This window comes from Roseofilum sp., assembly GCF_982964205.1.
In genome coordinates, this window is sequence record NZ_CEZBFX010000043.1 from 1 (window position 1) to 14,183 (window position 14,183).

The following is a 14,183-nucleotide window of genomic DNA, read 5'->3' on the forward strand; positions in this document are numbered from 1 at the left end:
GATAATTGGCAGATTTCCTATTCATTGAACTCGGAGAGTGACAGAAGAGGGATATGAACGTTGAGTTCGAGTCTCGCCATCCGCATGAAATGAAGACGAATCTAGGGGTGAAGGGACGTTTGCCCCTATGTTATTAGTATACAACTATCGCCGAGAAGCTAAGGCAAAGCGTTCAATTCCAGCTAAGTCTTTGTGGATCTCAATTTGACGATAATTACCATTCTCAACCAGTAATTGTTCTATTTGTTTAGCTTGTCCTGCCATCATTTCCACGATCCATAACCCTCCAGAGCGCAAATAGTCGGGAGCAGCACTAATCAGGGTGCGGATACAGTCTAAGCCGTCCGATCCACCATCAAGGGCAAGATGGGGTTCATGATCGGCAACTTCGGGTTGTAATTGGTTAATTAAGCCTGTTGGAATATAGGGGGGGTTAGCAACCATGCCCACCAATTGGCCTTTGAGAGGGTGAAGGGGAGTAAACCAGTAGCCCTGGTAAAACTGGATTTGAGAGTTAAAGCGATATTGGGCAGCATTGGCGCGGGCGATCGCCAATGCTTCTGGGCTTCGATCGACCGCATGAACGGTAATCTGAGGTAAAGCTTGGGCTAAACCGATCGCGATCGCCCCACTTCCCGTGCCTAAATCTGCCCAATCCCCGCCCATTTGCCCCACATCAGAAGCCAGGACTAAATCAATGAACAGCTCGGTTTCTGGACGGGGAATTAATACCCCAGGAGCCACGTGTAGCTCCAAATCTCGCCAAGTTAATTCCCCGATCAAATACTGGAGGGGAACCCTAGTCTCAATTCGCTCTTTCCAGAGTTGCTGAATGTCTAACCAGGGACGAGATAAAGGAATATCGGGATGAGACTTAAAGGACTCTAGGCGTAAACTGAGGGTATCGAGACGAGAGAGCGATCGCAGCAACCCATCCACCTCAGACGGAGGAATATTCGCCGCGATCGCCTCTTCCTGTGCCTGTTTTCGCCAGGCAGCCAACTCTAATCCCGAAACCATAAATCAGGGTGTACCTTATTAATTTCCCGACTGCCGACGTTCTATTTCCTGTTGCAGAAAACTGCGAGATTCTGGTGTCGGAATCAACTCCACTTTTTGCAAAAACGGATCGTCTTCAGTAATCAACAAATCCATCAACCGTTCTAAAGTAGTCACTTGAACCACAATTTGGGAATTAGCATCGCTATTCTGCTTTTTATACTCTTCCAGAGCTTGTTCTAAATCTCCATGGTCAAAAAAGGCCAAAACCGCTTGGCGATCGCCATTTTGAATCGTCAAATACCCCCGATCTTCCCCGGCTTTAGCCATAAAGAGAGGAACACCCTGAAACGCATTCGCTAACTCCGGATCTCCTTGTTGCTGCAACACAGTTCGAGCTTGATTGACCTGTTCATCTTTAGGCTGAAACTGAAACACTAACGGTTCTTCCGCATCCTTATATTCTTGATGTAACTTATATACTTCACTCAACGGAATTGCCCGCGCACTCATGCCTTGAGGAATATCAGGATTACTTTCGCGTACCTGAGCTAAAAAACTTTGAGCATCCGTTTGACTAATAAAAACACGAGTTAAAGAAATCCGACCCTCATCCGGTTTTTCTCGATCGCGAGGAACGGAAACTGTAAGTAAAACCCCTTCTTCATCACTAATTGCATAAACCGGAATACCCTGTAATTTTCGTTCTATTTGTGCTTCCGGAATCGCAATAGCGGCTGAGGGCATCAAGCTCAGACCAACGACAGGACTCAATAGTAGAGTCCCCATTAAACTCAAGCGACTTCCCCATTGAACCAATGACTTAATCAATCTTCTTTACCTCAACATTTATCGATTTACATAGCAATTCCTACCTAAATCTTAGGTGGAATTGCAATTCTGTGCCAGTTTTTAGACGCTATTCTCCTGACTTGGGCAATTGCCTTTGAGTTCCAAAACCACTAGAGCGCTGTGTCCGAACTTTCTGGAGTCTCTGCCTACGACTCCAAGGGACCAAACACCATCTGAAGAACCATTGGCTTGCCCCCATCTTCATGGTAGCGGTCTGCCCACGCACGAATGACTTCATCGAGTTCTTCCATGGCTTGTTCATAGCGTTCTGGGGGGATATCCATTTCCTCTAGGATACGCATGACGTGGGGCTTCTGTTCTGAGGGACTTTCTGCCCATTCTTGCATCAGTTGAAAATAGCGGGCTGTATCTTCGACTAAGACATATTTTCTCTCTTCCTGATCGACAGGAGTATAGGTGGAGCGAGTGAGAGCGTAGTAGGGCATTCCCCAAGGGACATCAATGCGGGTAACTGTCCCAGAATAGATCAGACGACGCTTAATATGTTCGGCAAGAGCTTCGCTGAGGGGAAGTTGCCGGTCAGTAGGAAGATTGGAGTCTTGTTGCGATCGCGTATGCAAATATTCAATCAGATCCATAAACTGGAATGAGGGAATCACTTGGGCATCGGGTAGATGGGGGGGAAGTTTAGATTCAATATCTTGTTTTTCTTCCGAAACTAAATTATTTCCCAAAACGCGAGACTTTCCCGGTTGCCAATGATATTTTTCCATCCAGACATAGGGAAATTGGATCAGATAGCGGGGTTCGGTAGACCCCAACATTTTCAGCAGTTTTCCTTCTGTGAGCGCTTGCCGAACTTCTTCAACAATGACTTTAACTCGTTTGGGTTCGATGTGGTGCAGATGCCCCGTCATTCGCAAGTTTTGCCCCTGCTCCATGTAAGTCGTATAAATCGCGCATTTAGCAGCAGTAGCGGCAGCGTCTAAGAAAGCCCCATGGCGATGGCCACTATTTCTCATGGCAATAAAGGCTAGATATAACAGGATCTGATCCATTGCACTGGGGCTAAGACGTTTGATCAGATCATTTTCATTAGTCATATCACTTATGAAATCCGGCAAGGTTAACAAGTTGAAGGGCAAACACAGGGCGCTTACCTTAGTTCAGGATAAGCTTAAGTACCTTATATCCTAACCTATGATTGTCAGGAATAGGGAATGGGAATTAGGCAATCGGTTATTGCTTGGTGTCCCTGTGTTGCCGCATACCTTGCCTCAAGGTCGCCATTCGGGTCCAGTGGGTGTGCTATGTAGTTGCCAGAGGCGATCGCCTCCACTATACTCTAAACGTCCTTGATTAAGCGGTTGTTGGATCAATGGGGAATCTAGGACTGGCCAGTTATCTAGAGTTTTGATTTTACCATTAATTCTTCCTAATCCTTTACCCCTTTTAGGGATATAGGCGAGGGATAATTGGATAGAGTCTGAAGACTTTTCACTGGGTTTGGGTAAACTTTGGTACCTTAAACGCATTTTACTGAACTGGGGTTGTGTTTGGCTCAGAGCTTGCGTCAGTTCGCTGAAATTGGAATAATCGCCAGTCGAGACAATTTCCGTAATCCAAGCCGTATTCGGGCCATGAGCAGCTAGCACTTGATAGTCTACCTGTTTACCCTGGTCTGAGACTGAAGAGCGCCATTCGATCTCCTCTCCCCACGGACGAGCGCAGAGCCAAGTGTTTTCGATTTGCCAAATATACCAGTCTTGATATCGTTGGGGTTGGCCATAGCGGGAGGGTAAAACGAGATGGGACAAGGGAGGCACTCCAGCAGCGAGATCTTCCGGAGACAGGCGCAATTGGTAGAGAACGGTTCCTTGATGTTGTAAATATTGATCGCCAGGAGAGCTACCCGTTGCCATAGGCGTATGATAAGTTCCGGCTAAGGAAATGACCGCATTGTTTTCGCCTTGGGGATCTCGAACCACTAACTTATAAGTAGCATACTGGGCATTGATTGTACCCTTGACTTGGTAGGAACGCCCAGGATTAATGAGTGTGCCCAGACTGTAATCTGGCGTGATATAGAAGGTTTCCCAAAATTGATTATCTTGGTGATAGGAATAGTAAACCGGATGGCTGGCTTGCAGTTCCAAGGGAAGAGTAATATTTTTCTGGGCAATGTCCTTTAAATGTTTGGGAGGGCGATAGGTACTCAAGGCAGCCGGAAGTCCCACTCTCGAAGCACTAGAGCGCATTCTGTGAGAAGTTTCTGGTTCATCTCCCCACCAAACCCAGGCAACGGTGGACAGTCCACTCTCATCCCAGGTTCCTCGGTCAAATCCGCGACTTTCTGCGCCGCCTGCGGTTCCCCAACTTAAGCGAAGAGCCATGTTGGTAGCCAACCAATCTAGGGCAGCTTTCGCTAAGGCTTTGCGTTCTGGGGTTTGGGCAAAATCGTAGAGATTGAGTAATCCGGCGATCGAATAGCCATAATAGGTAGACGAGTGAAATTCCCCTTGGCCAATGGTGAGAAACTTATTAATTTCTGATCGCAACCACGCCTCATTGGTTGCCTCAGTCGCTGGATAAGCCACCGGCCAACCGCTACCATCCATCAAGGCTAAACCGGACACTCGCTGCATAAACATATGGTTCTCGGTTCCCGACTCATTCCATTGTTCTACCCGCTTGGCTTCGAGTTGGCTGCGATAGTCTGCTGCTAAAGCTAGCGGTAAATTTGCGCCAAACTCAAACCAGATACGAATGTCAAAAATACTGCGGAAGTGATAGAGGTCATTTTTTGCTTCATTGAGCCGTTGGAGGGCTTGCCAGGTCGTTTCGGCATTATATTCTGTAGGAAGCGACAGACGGGCAAGGATGACCGGCAGAAGGTATTTATGGGGGTCACCTATATTCCGCTTTTGCCACCAAATTTCTAGGTCTTCTAAATCTTGGGAGGCAATCTGTTGTCGCAGGGCTAAACTTCTGTCTTCAAACGTGGAAGTTTGAGAGAAAGCAACTGATGATTGGCGCTCAACAGAGGGGGTAGGATGAGTTCCTGTTAATAAGCTAAGGAAGACAAGGATTAGGGTGGAGAGCTTTAGAGAGTTCATCAATCAGAGGTTGAGGGATCGATATTTAAATGGTTTACTAAATCTGTGAGTCAATCCTTCAAGAATAGCTAAAAACTTTATGACGGTAACTGACCTATATCAAGGCATGTCTGATTTCTATAATGCCTTTGTTCAGCGGAATCGAGATTATCAAGCAATTGCCACCGATCTCATTGACCTTTTCGGTGATGGGCAAACTATCTTGGATGTGGGAATTGGAACTGGGTTGCTGGTCGAGCAAATCCTTCATTTGCGACCTAACCTGCGGATAGTTGGAGTAGATACAAGTGCCTCACTACTTCAACAAGCAGAAGAATGTTTAGGGAGTCAAGTTGAGCTTTATTGTGAAGATATCAGTAATTTGTCTGTTGACAAACTCTTCGATATTGCCTATTCCCGTGGTGGAGCCTGGGCATTTGTCAATGATGGAGATCGTGTTCTACTGGCAAGCCACATTTTAGATTGGGCTACCCTTGAGCGAAGTTTTGAACGGGTTGCAGCACACTTATGTGATGGAGGACGTTTAATTATTATTTCATCCAATTCCAATCATACCAAGCAGGAACAACTGGATGATAATATTGTATTCGAGAGAAAGATCGCCCAAAAAAGGGTTGATGATGAGCAATATCTGATCTTAGACTATCACTGCTATCATCAAAAGGAGCTTGTTGGACAACAGCAGGTAAAAATGCGATTAGTGGATTTAGAATCTGTGGAAAAGATGCTGGAAGCGGTGGGACTTATCTCTATATCCAATCATGAAAGTGAATACCACGTCTATGAAAAAAGGAGTTGTTAATGAGTAAGTATTTTGAAATGATGACTGAGATCTCTCAGGAGACGGATGCGATCATTAAGCATTATACAGACCATTTGAATGAGGAAGTGAAACAACTTCCAATGAAGCGGTATGGTCATCCACGGTTACGAGATCTACAAATCCGAACGGGTTATGAGATTAATGGCGGGAAAAACTGGAAAGAACTTACTCCTGTTTGTGCTAGTTTTGAGATTCTCAACTGTTCAACTTATGTTATCAATTGGTTTCTTGATGAGAAGCATGGTTATGAAACGAGTGAGAGTAAACGAAACTTGGTGATTGCTGGATTTCAACTCAGAGAGATTGCCCAACAGATTCTAGAGGATTACGGTATGACAGCGCTCATACCACTGTTGAGCAAAATCAACCACCAAATTTATTTGGGTCAGAGGATGGATATTCAGGAACTAAAAGTATCTAGAATAGGAGAATATCCAGAGTATAATGAATTTCTAGATGCCTATCAGAAACGATGTAGATTGCTCTCTGGTGTATTCTATGGCAGTTGTTTTTTAGCCGGATCGATCGTTGCAGGAGAACCCGATAATTTACTCTATGAAATGGGAGCTATTTATGGATCTGCCACTCAGGCAGCCAATGATTTTGGTGATTTTGCTCTTCCTGTACAGCGCCTCTCAAAATTGGAAAAACCCTATCAAGATCAATTTTCTGATTTTATTAATGGAAAGTTAACACTAGCGGTCTATTTGATGACTCAAAGATCCAATGATCAAGAATGTAATCGACTGGAAGAATTAAGATATAAAGGGATTGAGGAAAATGAATACCGCGAAATTTTATGTCTACTGGTGAATAAGGGAGTGTATGCTGATTGTTTAGCTTACCTGAAACAGGAACATAAGCGATGCAAAAACATGCTTTACACTAAAGAAAAAACAGTTCATCGAGATATGATCGCTTCAATCCTGGTGAGAATTACGTCGAACAAATTCCTCTCACAGCTCAGGAAAAATCTTGAGTTGTTCCAAGTGGATCATGGGGCGACATTAACCACAAGTGTCTAGAGGTTCAAACGTGATTTTGAGTAGGTACAGTTGAGGATCGTCGGTTAGCTCAAAAACTTTGGCTCGTACGGCTTCTAATGCAGCTTCATTCAAAATGCCATATCCTGTACTTTGAATGAGCTGGGCTTCTTGTATAATTTCCCCTTCAGGATCGACGACAACACCGATGGTGGCTCGTCCTTGCAGTTGGTTGCGACAGGCGAGAACGGGTAGGGGGACTTCAATTTCTTGTTGCTGCCACAGGGAACTGTTTCTATTATTTTTATACCGGTTGGGAAGGTTGCTAATCCAGGATTCTAGGGTAGCAGTGGCTTCTTCTTGACTGGTTCCTTCTGGATCATAGACGATCGCCTCCCGCAAGGCTTGGATTTCTGCTAACAGGGGATCGTCAGGTTCTGGGGTTGCCTCTGGTTCGGGGATTTCGTCTTCTGGAGGAAGTGCAGCCACTGGAGAAGAGTCGGGTTCTGGAGTTGCCTCTGGTTCGGGGATTTCGTCTTCTGGAGGAAGTGTAGCCACTGGAGAAGATTGAGGTTCTGGGGTGTCCTCTGATTCGGGTTCTTGTTGGCGGTATTTTTCTTGTCGGCGACGCAAATCGGCGATCGCCGCTTCTGGTATTCTACTGGGTAATACACCCGGTTCTGTCTCTTCAGGCTGTTCTTCTTCTATCGGTTCTAGAGGTTCGGGGGGAAGCGGCGTTTCAATGTCCTCTTCTGGATTATCAGCTAACCGATTAATCTCTAAATCAAGATTGCTTGGAGGCAGTATGGGCAAGGGATTTGCATCATCGTAAACGGGAGGATTGGCAGGGGGCGGTGGGGGTAAGGTGGGTATAACTAAAGGCTCTCGATAAGGAGAATTAGAAGAAATGGGAGGGAGTTGCAAAACGGGGGGTGGAGGTAGCTCCAGAGACGCACGGGGGGGAGGTAAGACAAAGGAAGAGGGATTTCCAGCACTGGAACTATTAACTGAACTATTGCCAGGAGTATTGGCAATGGGTTGTTGCGGTTGCCATGCTTCAGGATTAATGGGAGGTAGAGTCAGTTGGGAAGGGCTGTTGAGATTGGGCAGACGTTCTAATTGTTCGGGAGTCAGTTCGACTAAGTCAACTGTATTCAGGGAAGTGCGCGAGTTGCCACTTCTGGTGGGGATGTTAATCCACAATAGCCCATGAAAGGCAACGGAGGCGATCGTGGCAATCCAAAAGGGTTGGAGAACAGGTTGCCGTTGTTGGGGAAAGAGGGGAGAGTAAGTCATGGGAAGAGAATAGGGAATAGGGAATAGGGAATAGGGGATGGGGAATTCTCGTGTTTCCGTTTCTGCGTTTCCCTCTACTGCCGACTAATTACTCCCCATGATAATCAGCAGGGAGAAGTAGGAGAGGGGGAGTTGGGGAAATTGTTCTAGATTAGTATAGATTTTTTGGTTGGGTTGGGTGGCTCGTTCGACAATATAAGCTTGTTTGAGTAGATTACGCTCTTTGAGAAATTGCCATACTTGTCCATAAACGGAACTGACTTTCATTAAGACAACGACTTCTGAAGAGTTTAAGGCTTGTTCTAGGCGATCGATATGGTAAAGTGCCGGTAAAATGGTCAACCGTTGATCCCGAATAGTGAGAGGGAGTCCGAGAACGGCTGCGGCTGCCATGGGTGAGGCGATGCCAGGAATCACTTCTATGGAGGCTTGGGGATGTTGTTTGGTTAGGGTTTGGGCGAGATAGTTGAAGGTACTATAAAAACTAATATCGCCTTCGCAAGCAAAGGCGATATCTTGTCCTTGTTGAAGGTAAGACCAAACTTGTTGAGCTGCATCTGTCCAAGCTTGGTACAAAAGGGTTTCATCTTGTAGATAGGGAAAGGTGAGGGAGAGTTGGGTTTGTTGGGGCTTGAGCCAGGGTTGGATGATGGTTTCAGCTACACCGGGTTGGTTGTTTAGTCCGGAGGGAAAGGCAACAACAGGAGCGTTTTGCAGTTGCCGCAACCCTTTGAGGGTAATTAATTCTGGATCGCCTGTACCGATCCCAATGCCGTAAAGAGTTCCGAGTTGCACAAATCTAGAGGAATATAAACAAAGGTTAAGATGCCTGTTGATTATTTAATTGTAACCCAGCGATGGAGTGATGTCCTATTGCTGATTGCTGATTACACGAAGGGACTATACGGATGGCGGAGTAATCACTCAGGGGCAACGATCGAGAAAATCATCCACTTAGTTCACCCGATAAGATGAGGTCAATCAATCTTTTTTCAGCAATACTATACAAAGAAAGTGTTGATTTTATGACTTATGTGTATTCATCCGGCAATGCTCCTGGAAGAAAGACAGTTAACCTATCGTAGGCTCAGTGAGATTTTATATTTGCTTGATGATATTAAGCGAACCACAGATCCAGATCGACATAAGGAACTGACAGAACAAGCGAGTCAGTTATGTATTGAATTAAGATATCATTATTCTCAGTTAGTCCCCGATCCAAATCTTGATGGTGGTATCGCGGCTTGCAGTAGCCATGAGCGATCGCCGCGGACTAATGGCGATCGCGTTAATGTCCTTGAGATGTTCCCTCAAAGTCTGTCTGATTTTCAAGGTATTTAAATCCCAGATCATTAAGCTACCGTCAGCACTTCCGGCAATAAGTTGTTGATTGTCTGAGCTAAAGGTAACTGCTCTTACCCAGTCAGGAGAGGGTAAAAAGGTATGCTGGGATGAAGGGTTTTGACTCGGTTGAGATAAACGCCAAAGTTTTACGGTTAGATCGCTACTACCACTAGCTAAGTATTGGGAATCTTGACTAAAGGCGATCGCATTAATATCTCCTTGATGTCCATTCAGTTGGGTGATAAGTTCTCCAGTGTCTACACGCCACAAATAGATTTGATTACCACTACTTCCAGACGCAATGTATTCCCCCTCTGGACTAAAGGCAACAGTATTGATCCCACGGGGATGAAGGATGGACTGATGGCGATCGCTCTCAATAAACCAAGTTTGCAATCGGCGATCGTCTCCGCCACTGGCGATCGCCTTTCCCTGGGGATGATACGCTAAAGAGAGAGTTACCGCACTCTGATAATGCTCTAGGGGAGTACAATACACCGTTCCCGTACCAAAGTCCCAAATCTTAATCGCATCATTAATACTGCCACTAGCCAATTGATGTTCTACAGGACTAAACGCCAACGTGAGAACCGGTTGAGTATGAAAGTTTAAAGTTTCTTCTAAACCCCCTGTTTCTAGATTCCAAATTTTGATCGAACAGTCAAAACTACCACTGGCTAACAATTGTCCATCAGGGCTGATCGCCAAGGCAGAAACTGAACCTCGATGCCCCTCTAAGGTTTGCACACAGCGCCAGGTTTTTGCCTCTGAAGGCAGGAAAAATTGCGGGCGTGGGGGAGGAGGAGGTGGCAGTTTGTTTTCAGGTTTGAGAGCATGATAAGCATCCCTAGCACAGCGATATCGGTGTTTAGTTCCAACCTGAATAAACCGATCTAAAATGGCTCCCAGTTTATCACTGATTTGAGTGTCTCCTAAGTATTCGCGCCACACCCAAACCGCTTCTGAGTTATCAAAAAGAAGGAAGGGAGACACCTGAGTTAAAAGGTATAAACAAGTGACTCCTAAGCTGTATAGATCGCTGGCATAAATAGCTTTACCTCGAATTTGTTCGGGAGCCACATATTCGGGGGAACCGATGGTAGTTCCAGTGTTGAAGAGGGCAGTTTCCGTCACATATTTGGCGGAGCCAAAATCGACTAAACTATATTCGCCATTTAAGCCTTGAATAATATTAGCGGGTTTAATATCCCGGTGAATGACTTGCCGGTCATGGATATAATTGAGAACAGGTAAAAGTTTTTTTAGTAAGTCCCGGATTTGAGGCTCTGTCCATTTTCCCGTTTGCTCTAAAATGACCTCTAGATTTTCTCCGGGTCGATATTCTTGGACTAAATAATAGCGATCGCCTTCGTAGAAATAATTATAAAATTTGGGGATTTGGGGATGATTTCCCAGTTGATAGAGCCGTTTTGCTTCTTGTTCAAATAAGTCGGTTGCTTTACTGATTTGATCGGGATTTTGGCTAGCAAAGATTAATTGTTTGATGGCACAACGGCGCGTAATTTCTTGGCTCCTATCAAGAGCAAGAAACGTGCATCCAAATCCCCCCTGGCCAATTTTTTTAATCGCTTGATAGTGTTGTTTCAGGATCAGGCTTTGCCCACAAGTTTGACAGTATTTCGCGCCCTGGGGATTTTGGGGGAATCTGCAATGGGGGTTCAAACAGTAGGACATGGGACAATGAACAATTAATAGTTAATGATGATTTTGTAGGGGCGGTTTCACCCAAATTTAGCACACAAAATGATGGATTCCCAAACCCCACTCCTACAGTCGATCGAGTAGACGCGTATAAACACAAAATCGATCTTAGCCTTAAACAAAATACTCGCGCTTCACAAGATATTGAATCACTGGTAAACCACCACCAGCTTGAGCGGTAGAATCAGAAGCAGTCATGGGAATAGCCTGAATTTTATCGATTCGATATTATAGCGCTTCGCGCTAGGGAAGAGGGAATAGGCACGAATGGCAATCGCTTGTGTTGCGAGCGAGTCTAAGACTTGAAGCTGTACTTCATAGAAGAAAGAAGGGCTATATATCGCATAGATGTGGTAACGTGAAGATTCCAGCAAGGAACTCATGGTATGCCAACTCAACGGGCTATCTGGATGAAGAGGCTTTATCCTTTGCCGATTGCCAACCTAAGCTAGACGAGCTGTTAGTATGACTCAAACTTGGAATAGCGAACTTTACGAGAGCAAACATCACTATGTTTCTCAACTGGCAACAGACTTAGTCACCCAACTCTCCCCCAAACCTGGAGAACTTATCCTCGATATCGGTTGTGGAACGGGTCATTTAACCGCTAAAATTGCCGAATCTGGAGCCACGGTTATTGGCTGCGATAATTCTGAGTCTATGATTGCCCAAGCTCAGGCGAATTATCCCCAGATTGAGTTTAAGTTAGAGAATGGGGAAAAGTTATCCGAAACTCACGTTTTTGATGCTATTTTTTCCAATGCCGCGCTCCATTGGATGACGGATGCAGAAGTTGTAGTTCAAGGCATTCAAAATGCCCTGAAACCGGGTGGACGCTTTGTGGCAGAATTTGGCGGGAAAGGGAATGTGCAAGCGATTGTTACTGCTGTTGAAGAAACCCTAGCGGCTCAAGGTTATTCTTCCCCCCAAAAAATTTGGTATTTTCCCACTATTTCTGAATATGCATCCCTGCTCGAAAATAACAGTTTAGAAGTGAGATTTGCCCAACTGTTCGATCGCCCAACAGCATTAGAAGGCGAGGAAGGTTTACGGAATTGGATCGTAATGTTTGCCTCTCACTTACTCTCCCCCGTTCCCCTCAATGAACGAGAAGAACTCTTAAACAGCATTGAAACCACTTTGCACCCTCATCTTTATCAACAGAATAGTTGGTTTGCCGACTATCGCCGTCTACGAGTGATATCAATTAAAAATTAAAAATGATTGTAAAACTCTCCGCGTCCCCCTATCTCCCTATCTCCCCATCTCCCCATCTCCCCATCCCTACCCATCCCTACCCATCCCCCTATCCCCTCATCCCCCTATCTTGGTAGGATTGAAGACGCTAAATCGGAAACACAGAAGGTAGAAGCATGGCATCCATCCGCGAGTTGCACCAACAGCTTGTGACTAAAGAGAGATCGGCGGTAGAATTAACCCAAGAGGCACTCGATCGCATTGAAACCCTAGAACCGAAGCTTCATAGTTTTTTGGCGGTGATGGGAGAACAAGCTCTAACCCAAGCCAAGGCTGTTGATGAGAAAATAGCAGCCGGAGACGAGATCGGGCCGTTGACGGGTATTCCGATCGCCGTTAAAGATAATATGTGTACCCCTGGAGTGCCCACGACTTGCGCCTCCAAGATTCTCCAGAACTTTGTCCCCCCCTACGAATCTACGGTGACTCAAAAGCTCAAAGACGCAGGAGCGGTTATCGTTGGCAAAACGAACCTGGATGAGTTTGCCATGGGTAGCTCCACGGAAAACTCCGCCTATCAACTCACCGCTAACCCCTGGGATATAACTCGCGTTCCAGGAGGGTCATCCGGAGGTTCTGCGGCGGCTGTAGCTGGCTTAGAATGCCCTGTATCCCTCGGCTCGGACACTGGGGGGTCGATTCGGCTTCCGGCTTCGTTTTGCGGCATTGTCGGCTTAAAACCGACGTACGGGTTAGTGTCCCGATATGGTTTGGTTGCTTATGCCTCATCGTTGGATCAAATTGGGCCCTTTGGGCGTACGGTGGAAGATGCGGCTATTGTCTTAGAGGCGATCGCCGGTTACGATCCCAAAGACTCCACCAGTCTGAATGTTGAAATCCCCAACTATGTGAGTTTACTCAGACCCAACCTAAGATCGAAAGGGCGGCTCAGAATTGGGATCATCACCGAAACTTTTGGCACAGGATTAGATCCAGAAGTCGATGAAGCAGTGAAAAAAGCCATTAGTCATCTACAAGATTTAGGGGCAGAAATTCAAACTATTTCTTGTCCTAACTTCCGCTATGGTTTACCAGCCTATTATATTATCGCCCCCTCTGAAGCGTCGGCGAACCTAGCCCGCTATGATGGCGTAAAATACGGATTTCGTGCCGAAGAGGGGGATAACCTACTCTCTATGTACGAAAAAACCCGTGCCCAAGGATTCGGTCAAGAAGTGAAACGGCGCATTATGATTGGAACCTACGCCCTATCTGCGGGATATTATGATGCCTATTATCTCAAAGCCCAGAAGGTACGCACGTTGATTAAAAAAGACTTTCAAAAAGCATTTGCGGCTGTTGATTTATTGGTTTCTCCCACTGCTCCTACTACGGCATTTAAGGCCGGTGAAAAAACGAAAGATCCCATTAGCATGTATCTCTCGGATTTAATGACCATTCCCGTTAATTTAGCCGGTTTGCCAGGATTGAGCATTCCCTGCGGATTCGATCGACAAGGACTACCGATTGGACTACAATTAATTTCCGATGTATTGCGCGAAGATTTATTATTGCAAGTTGCCCACACCTACGAACAAACCACAAGCTGGCACTTAAAGCAACCCTCTCTGTAGTTAAGACAACTCCGGGGTTGGGTTCTTTTTCTTTAGAATTAAGAGAACGGATAGCCACGGGGTTGCTCTTCGTTTGTTGTTATTCCCCCTAGAAATTATGTTGAGGGTTTTATTTCATCAAGAATTGTGGATTTTTTTGGTCGGTTTGGCGATCGCCTATGGAACGCTGTGTTGGTATTTTTGGGCGACTCAAACCCGGTTAATTTTTTTCCCCGTAGAAGAAATTACTCGCACCCCAGCCGATATCGGTTTAGAC

11 protein-coding genes are annotated in these 14,183 nt (G+C 45.7%); 4 read left to right on the top strand and 7 right to left on the bottom strand.

Features of this window, described 5'->3' with window-relative positions; translation table 11 throughout:
• Positions 1-144: 144 nt before the first annotated feature.
• The 4 genes from prmC to AC3A14_RS12490 all read right to left on the bottom strand — a co-directional run bounded on the left by prmC (position 145) and on the right by AC3A14_RS12490 (position 4,928).
• Positions 145-1,020, bottom strand: a complete 876-nt coding sequence (prmC, locus tag AC3A14_RS12475) for a peptide chain release factor N(5)-glutamine methyltransferase (RefSeq protein WP_318733284.1) — start codon at positions 1,018-1,020, stop codon at positions 145-147.
• Between the two features lie 18 nt (positions 1,021-1,038).
• On the bottom strand, positions 1,039-1,830 hold the full coding sequence (locus AC3A14_RS12480; RefSeq protein WP_318733283.1) for a Tic22 family protein: 792 nt from the start codon (positions 1,828-1,830) through the stop codon (positions 1,039-1,041).
• Between the two features lie 167 nt (positions 1,831-1,997).
• Positions 1,998-2,915, bottom strand: a complete 918-nt coding sequence (gene hetR, locus AC3A14_RS12485) for a heterocyst differentiation master regulator HetR (RefSeq protein ID WP_318733282.1) — start codon at positions 2,913-2,915, stop codon at positions 1,998-2,000.
• 174 nt (positions 2,916-3,089) lie between these two features.
• Positions 3,090-4,928, bottom strand: coding sequence for a hypothetical protein (locus AC3A14_RS12490; RefSeq protein WP_318733281.1), 1,839 nt, complete (start codon positions 4,926-4,928; stop codon positions 3,090-3,092).
• A 79-nt stretch (positions 4,929-5,007) separates the two neighbouring features.
• On the opposite strand from AC3A14_RS12490, the gene AC3A14_RS12495 reads away from it, so the two are divergent.
• Positions 5,008-5,730, top strand: a complete 723-nt coding sequence (locus tag AC3A14_RS12495) for a class I SAM-dependent methyltransferase (RefSeq protein ID WP_318733280.1) — start codon at positions 5,008-5,010, stop codon at positions 5,728-5,730.
• On the top strand, positions 5,730-6,776 hold the full coding sequence (locus tag AC3A14_RS12500; protein ID WP_318730686.1) for a polyprenyl synthetase family protein: 1,047 nt from the start codon (positions 5,730-5,732) through the stop codon (positions 6,774-6,776). Before AC3A14_RS12495 ends, AC3A14_RS12500 begins: the two co-directional genes overlap by 1 nt.
• On the opposite strand, the gene AC3A14_RS12505 is transcribed toward AC3A14_RS12500, so the two are convergent.
• The 3 genes from AC3A14_RS12505 to AC3A14_RS12515 form a co-directional block, all read right to left on the bottom strand.
• Positions 6,759-8,030 (bottom strand): energy transducer TonB, encoded by a 1,272-nt coding sequence (locus AC3A14_RS12505; RefSeq protein ID WP_318733279.1) that lies wholly within the window; start codon positions 8,028-8,030, stop codon positions 6,759-6,761. The two genes, AC3A14_RS12500 and AC3A14_RS12505, sit on opposite strands and share 18 nt — an antisense overlap.
• A gap of 84 nt (positions 8,031-8,114) precedes the next feature.
• Positions 8,115-8,825 (bottom strand): precorrin-2 C(20)-methyltransferase, encoded by a 711-nt coding sequence (locus AC3A14_RS12510; RefSeq protein ID WP_318697983.1) that lies wholly within the window; start codon positions 8,823-8,825, stop codon positions 8,115-8,117.
• Positions 8,826-9,236: 411 nt separating this feature from the next.
• Positions 9,237-11,069, bottom strand: a complete 1,833-nt coding sequence (locus AC3A14_RS12515) for a WD40 repeat domain-containing serine/threonine-protein kinase (protein ID WP_318733278.1) — start codon at positions 11,067-11,069, stop codon at positions 9,237-9,239.
• A gap of 492 nt (positions 11,070-11,561) precedes the next feature.
• Between AC3A14_RS12515 and AC3A14_RS12520 the strand changes: the two genes are divergently transcribed.
• Positions 11,562-12,314, top strand: a complete 753-nt coding sequence (locus AC3A14_RS12520; protein WP_318733277.1) for a class I SAM-dependent methyltransferase — start codon at positions 11,562-11,564, stop codon at positions 12,312-12,314.
• Positions 12,315-12,469: 155 nt separating this feature from the next.
• On the top strand, positions 12,470-13,927 hold the full coding sequence (gene gatA, locus AC3A14_RS12525; protein WP_318697986.1) for an Asp-tRNA(Asn)/Glu-tRNA(Gln) amidotransferase subunit GatA: 1,458 nt from the start codon (positions 12,470-12,472) through the stop codon (positions 13,925-13,927).
• Positions 13,928-14,183: the final 256 nt, after the last annotated feature.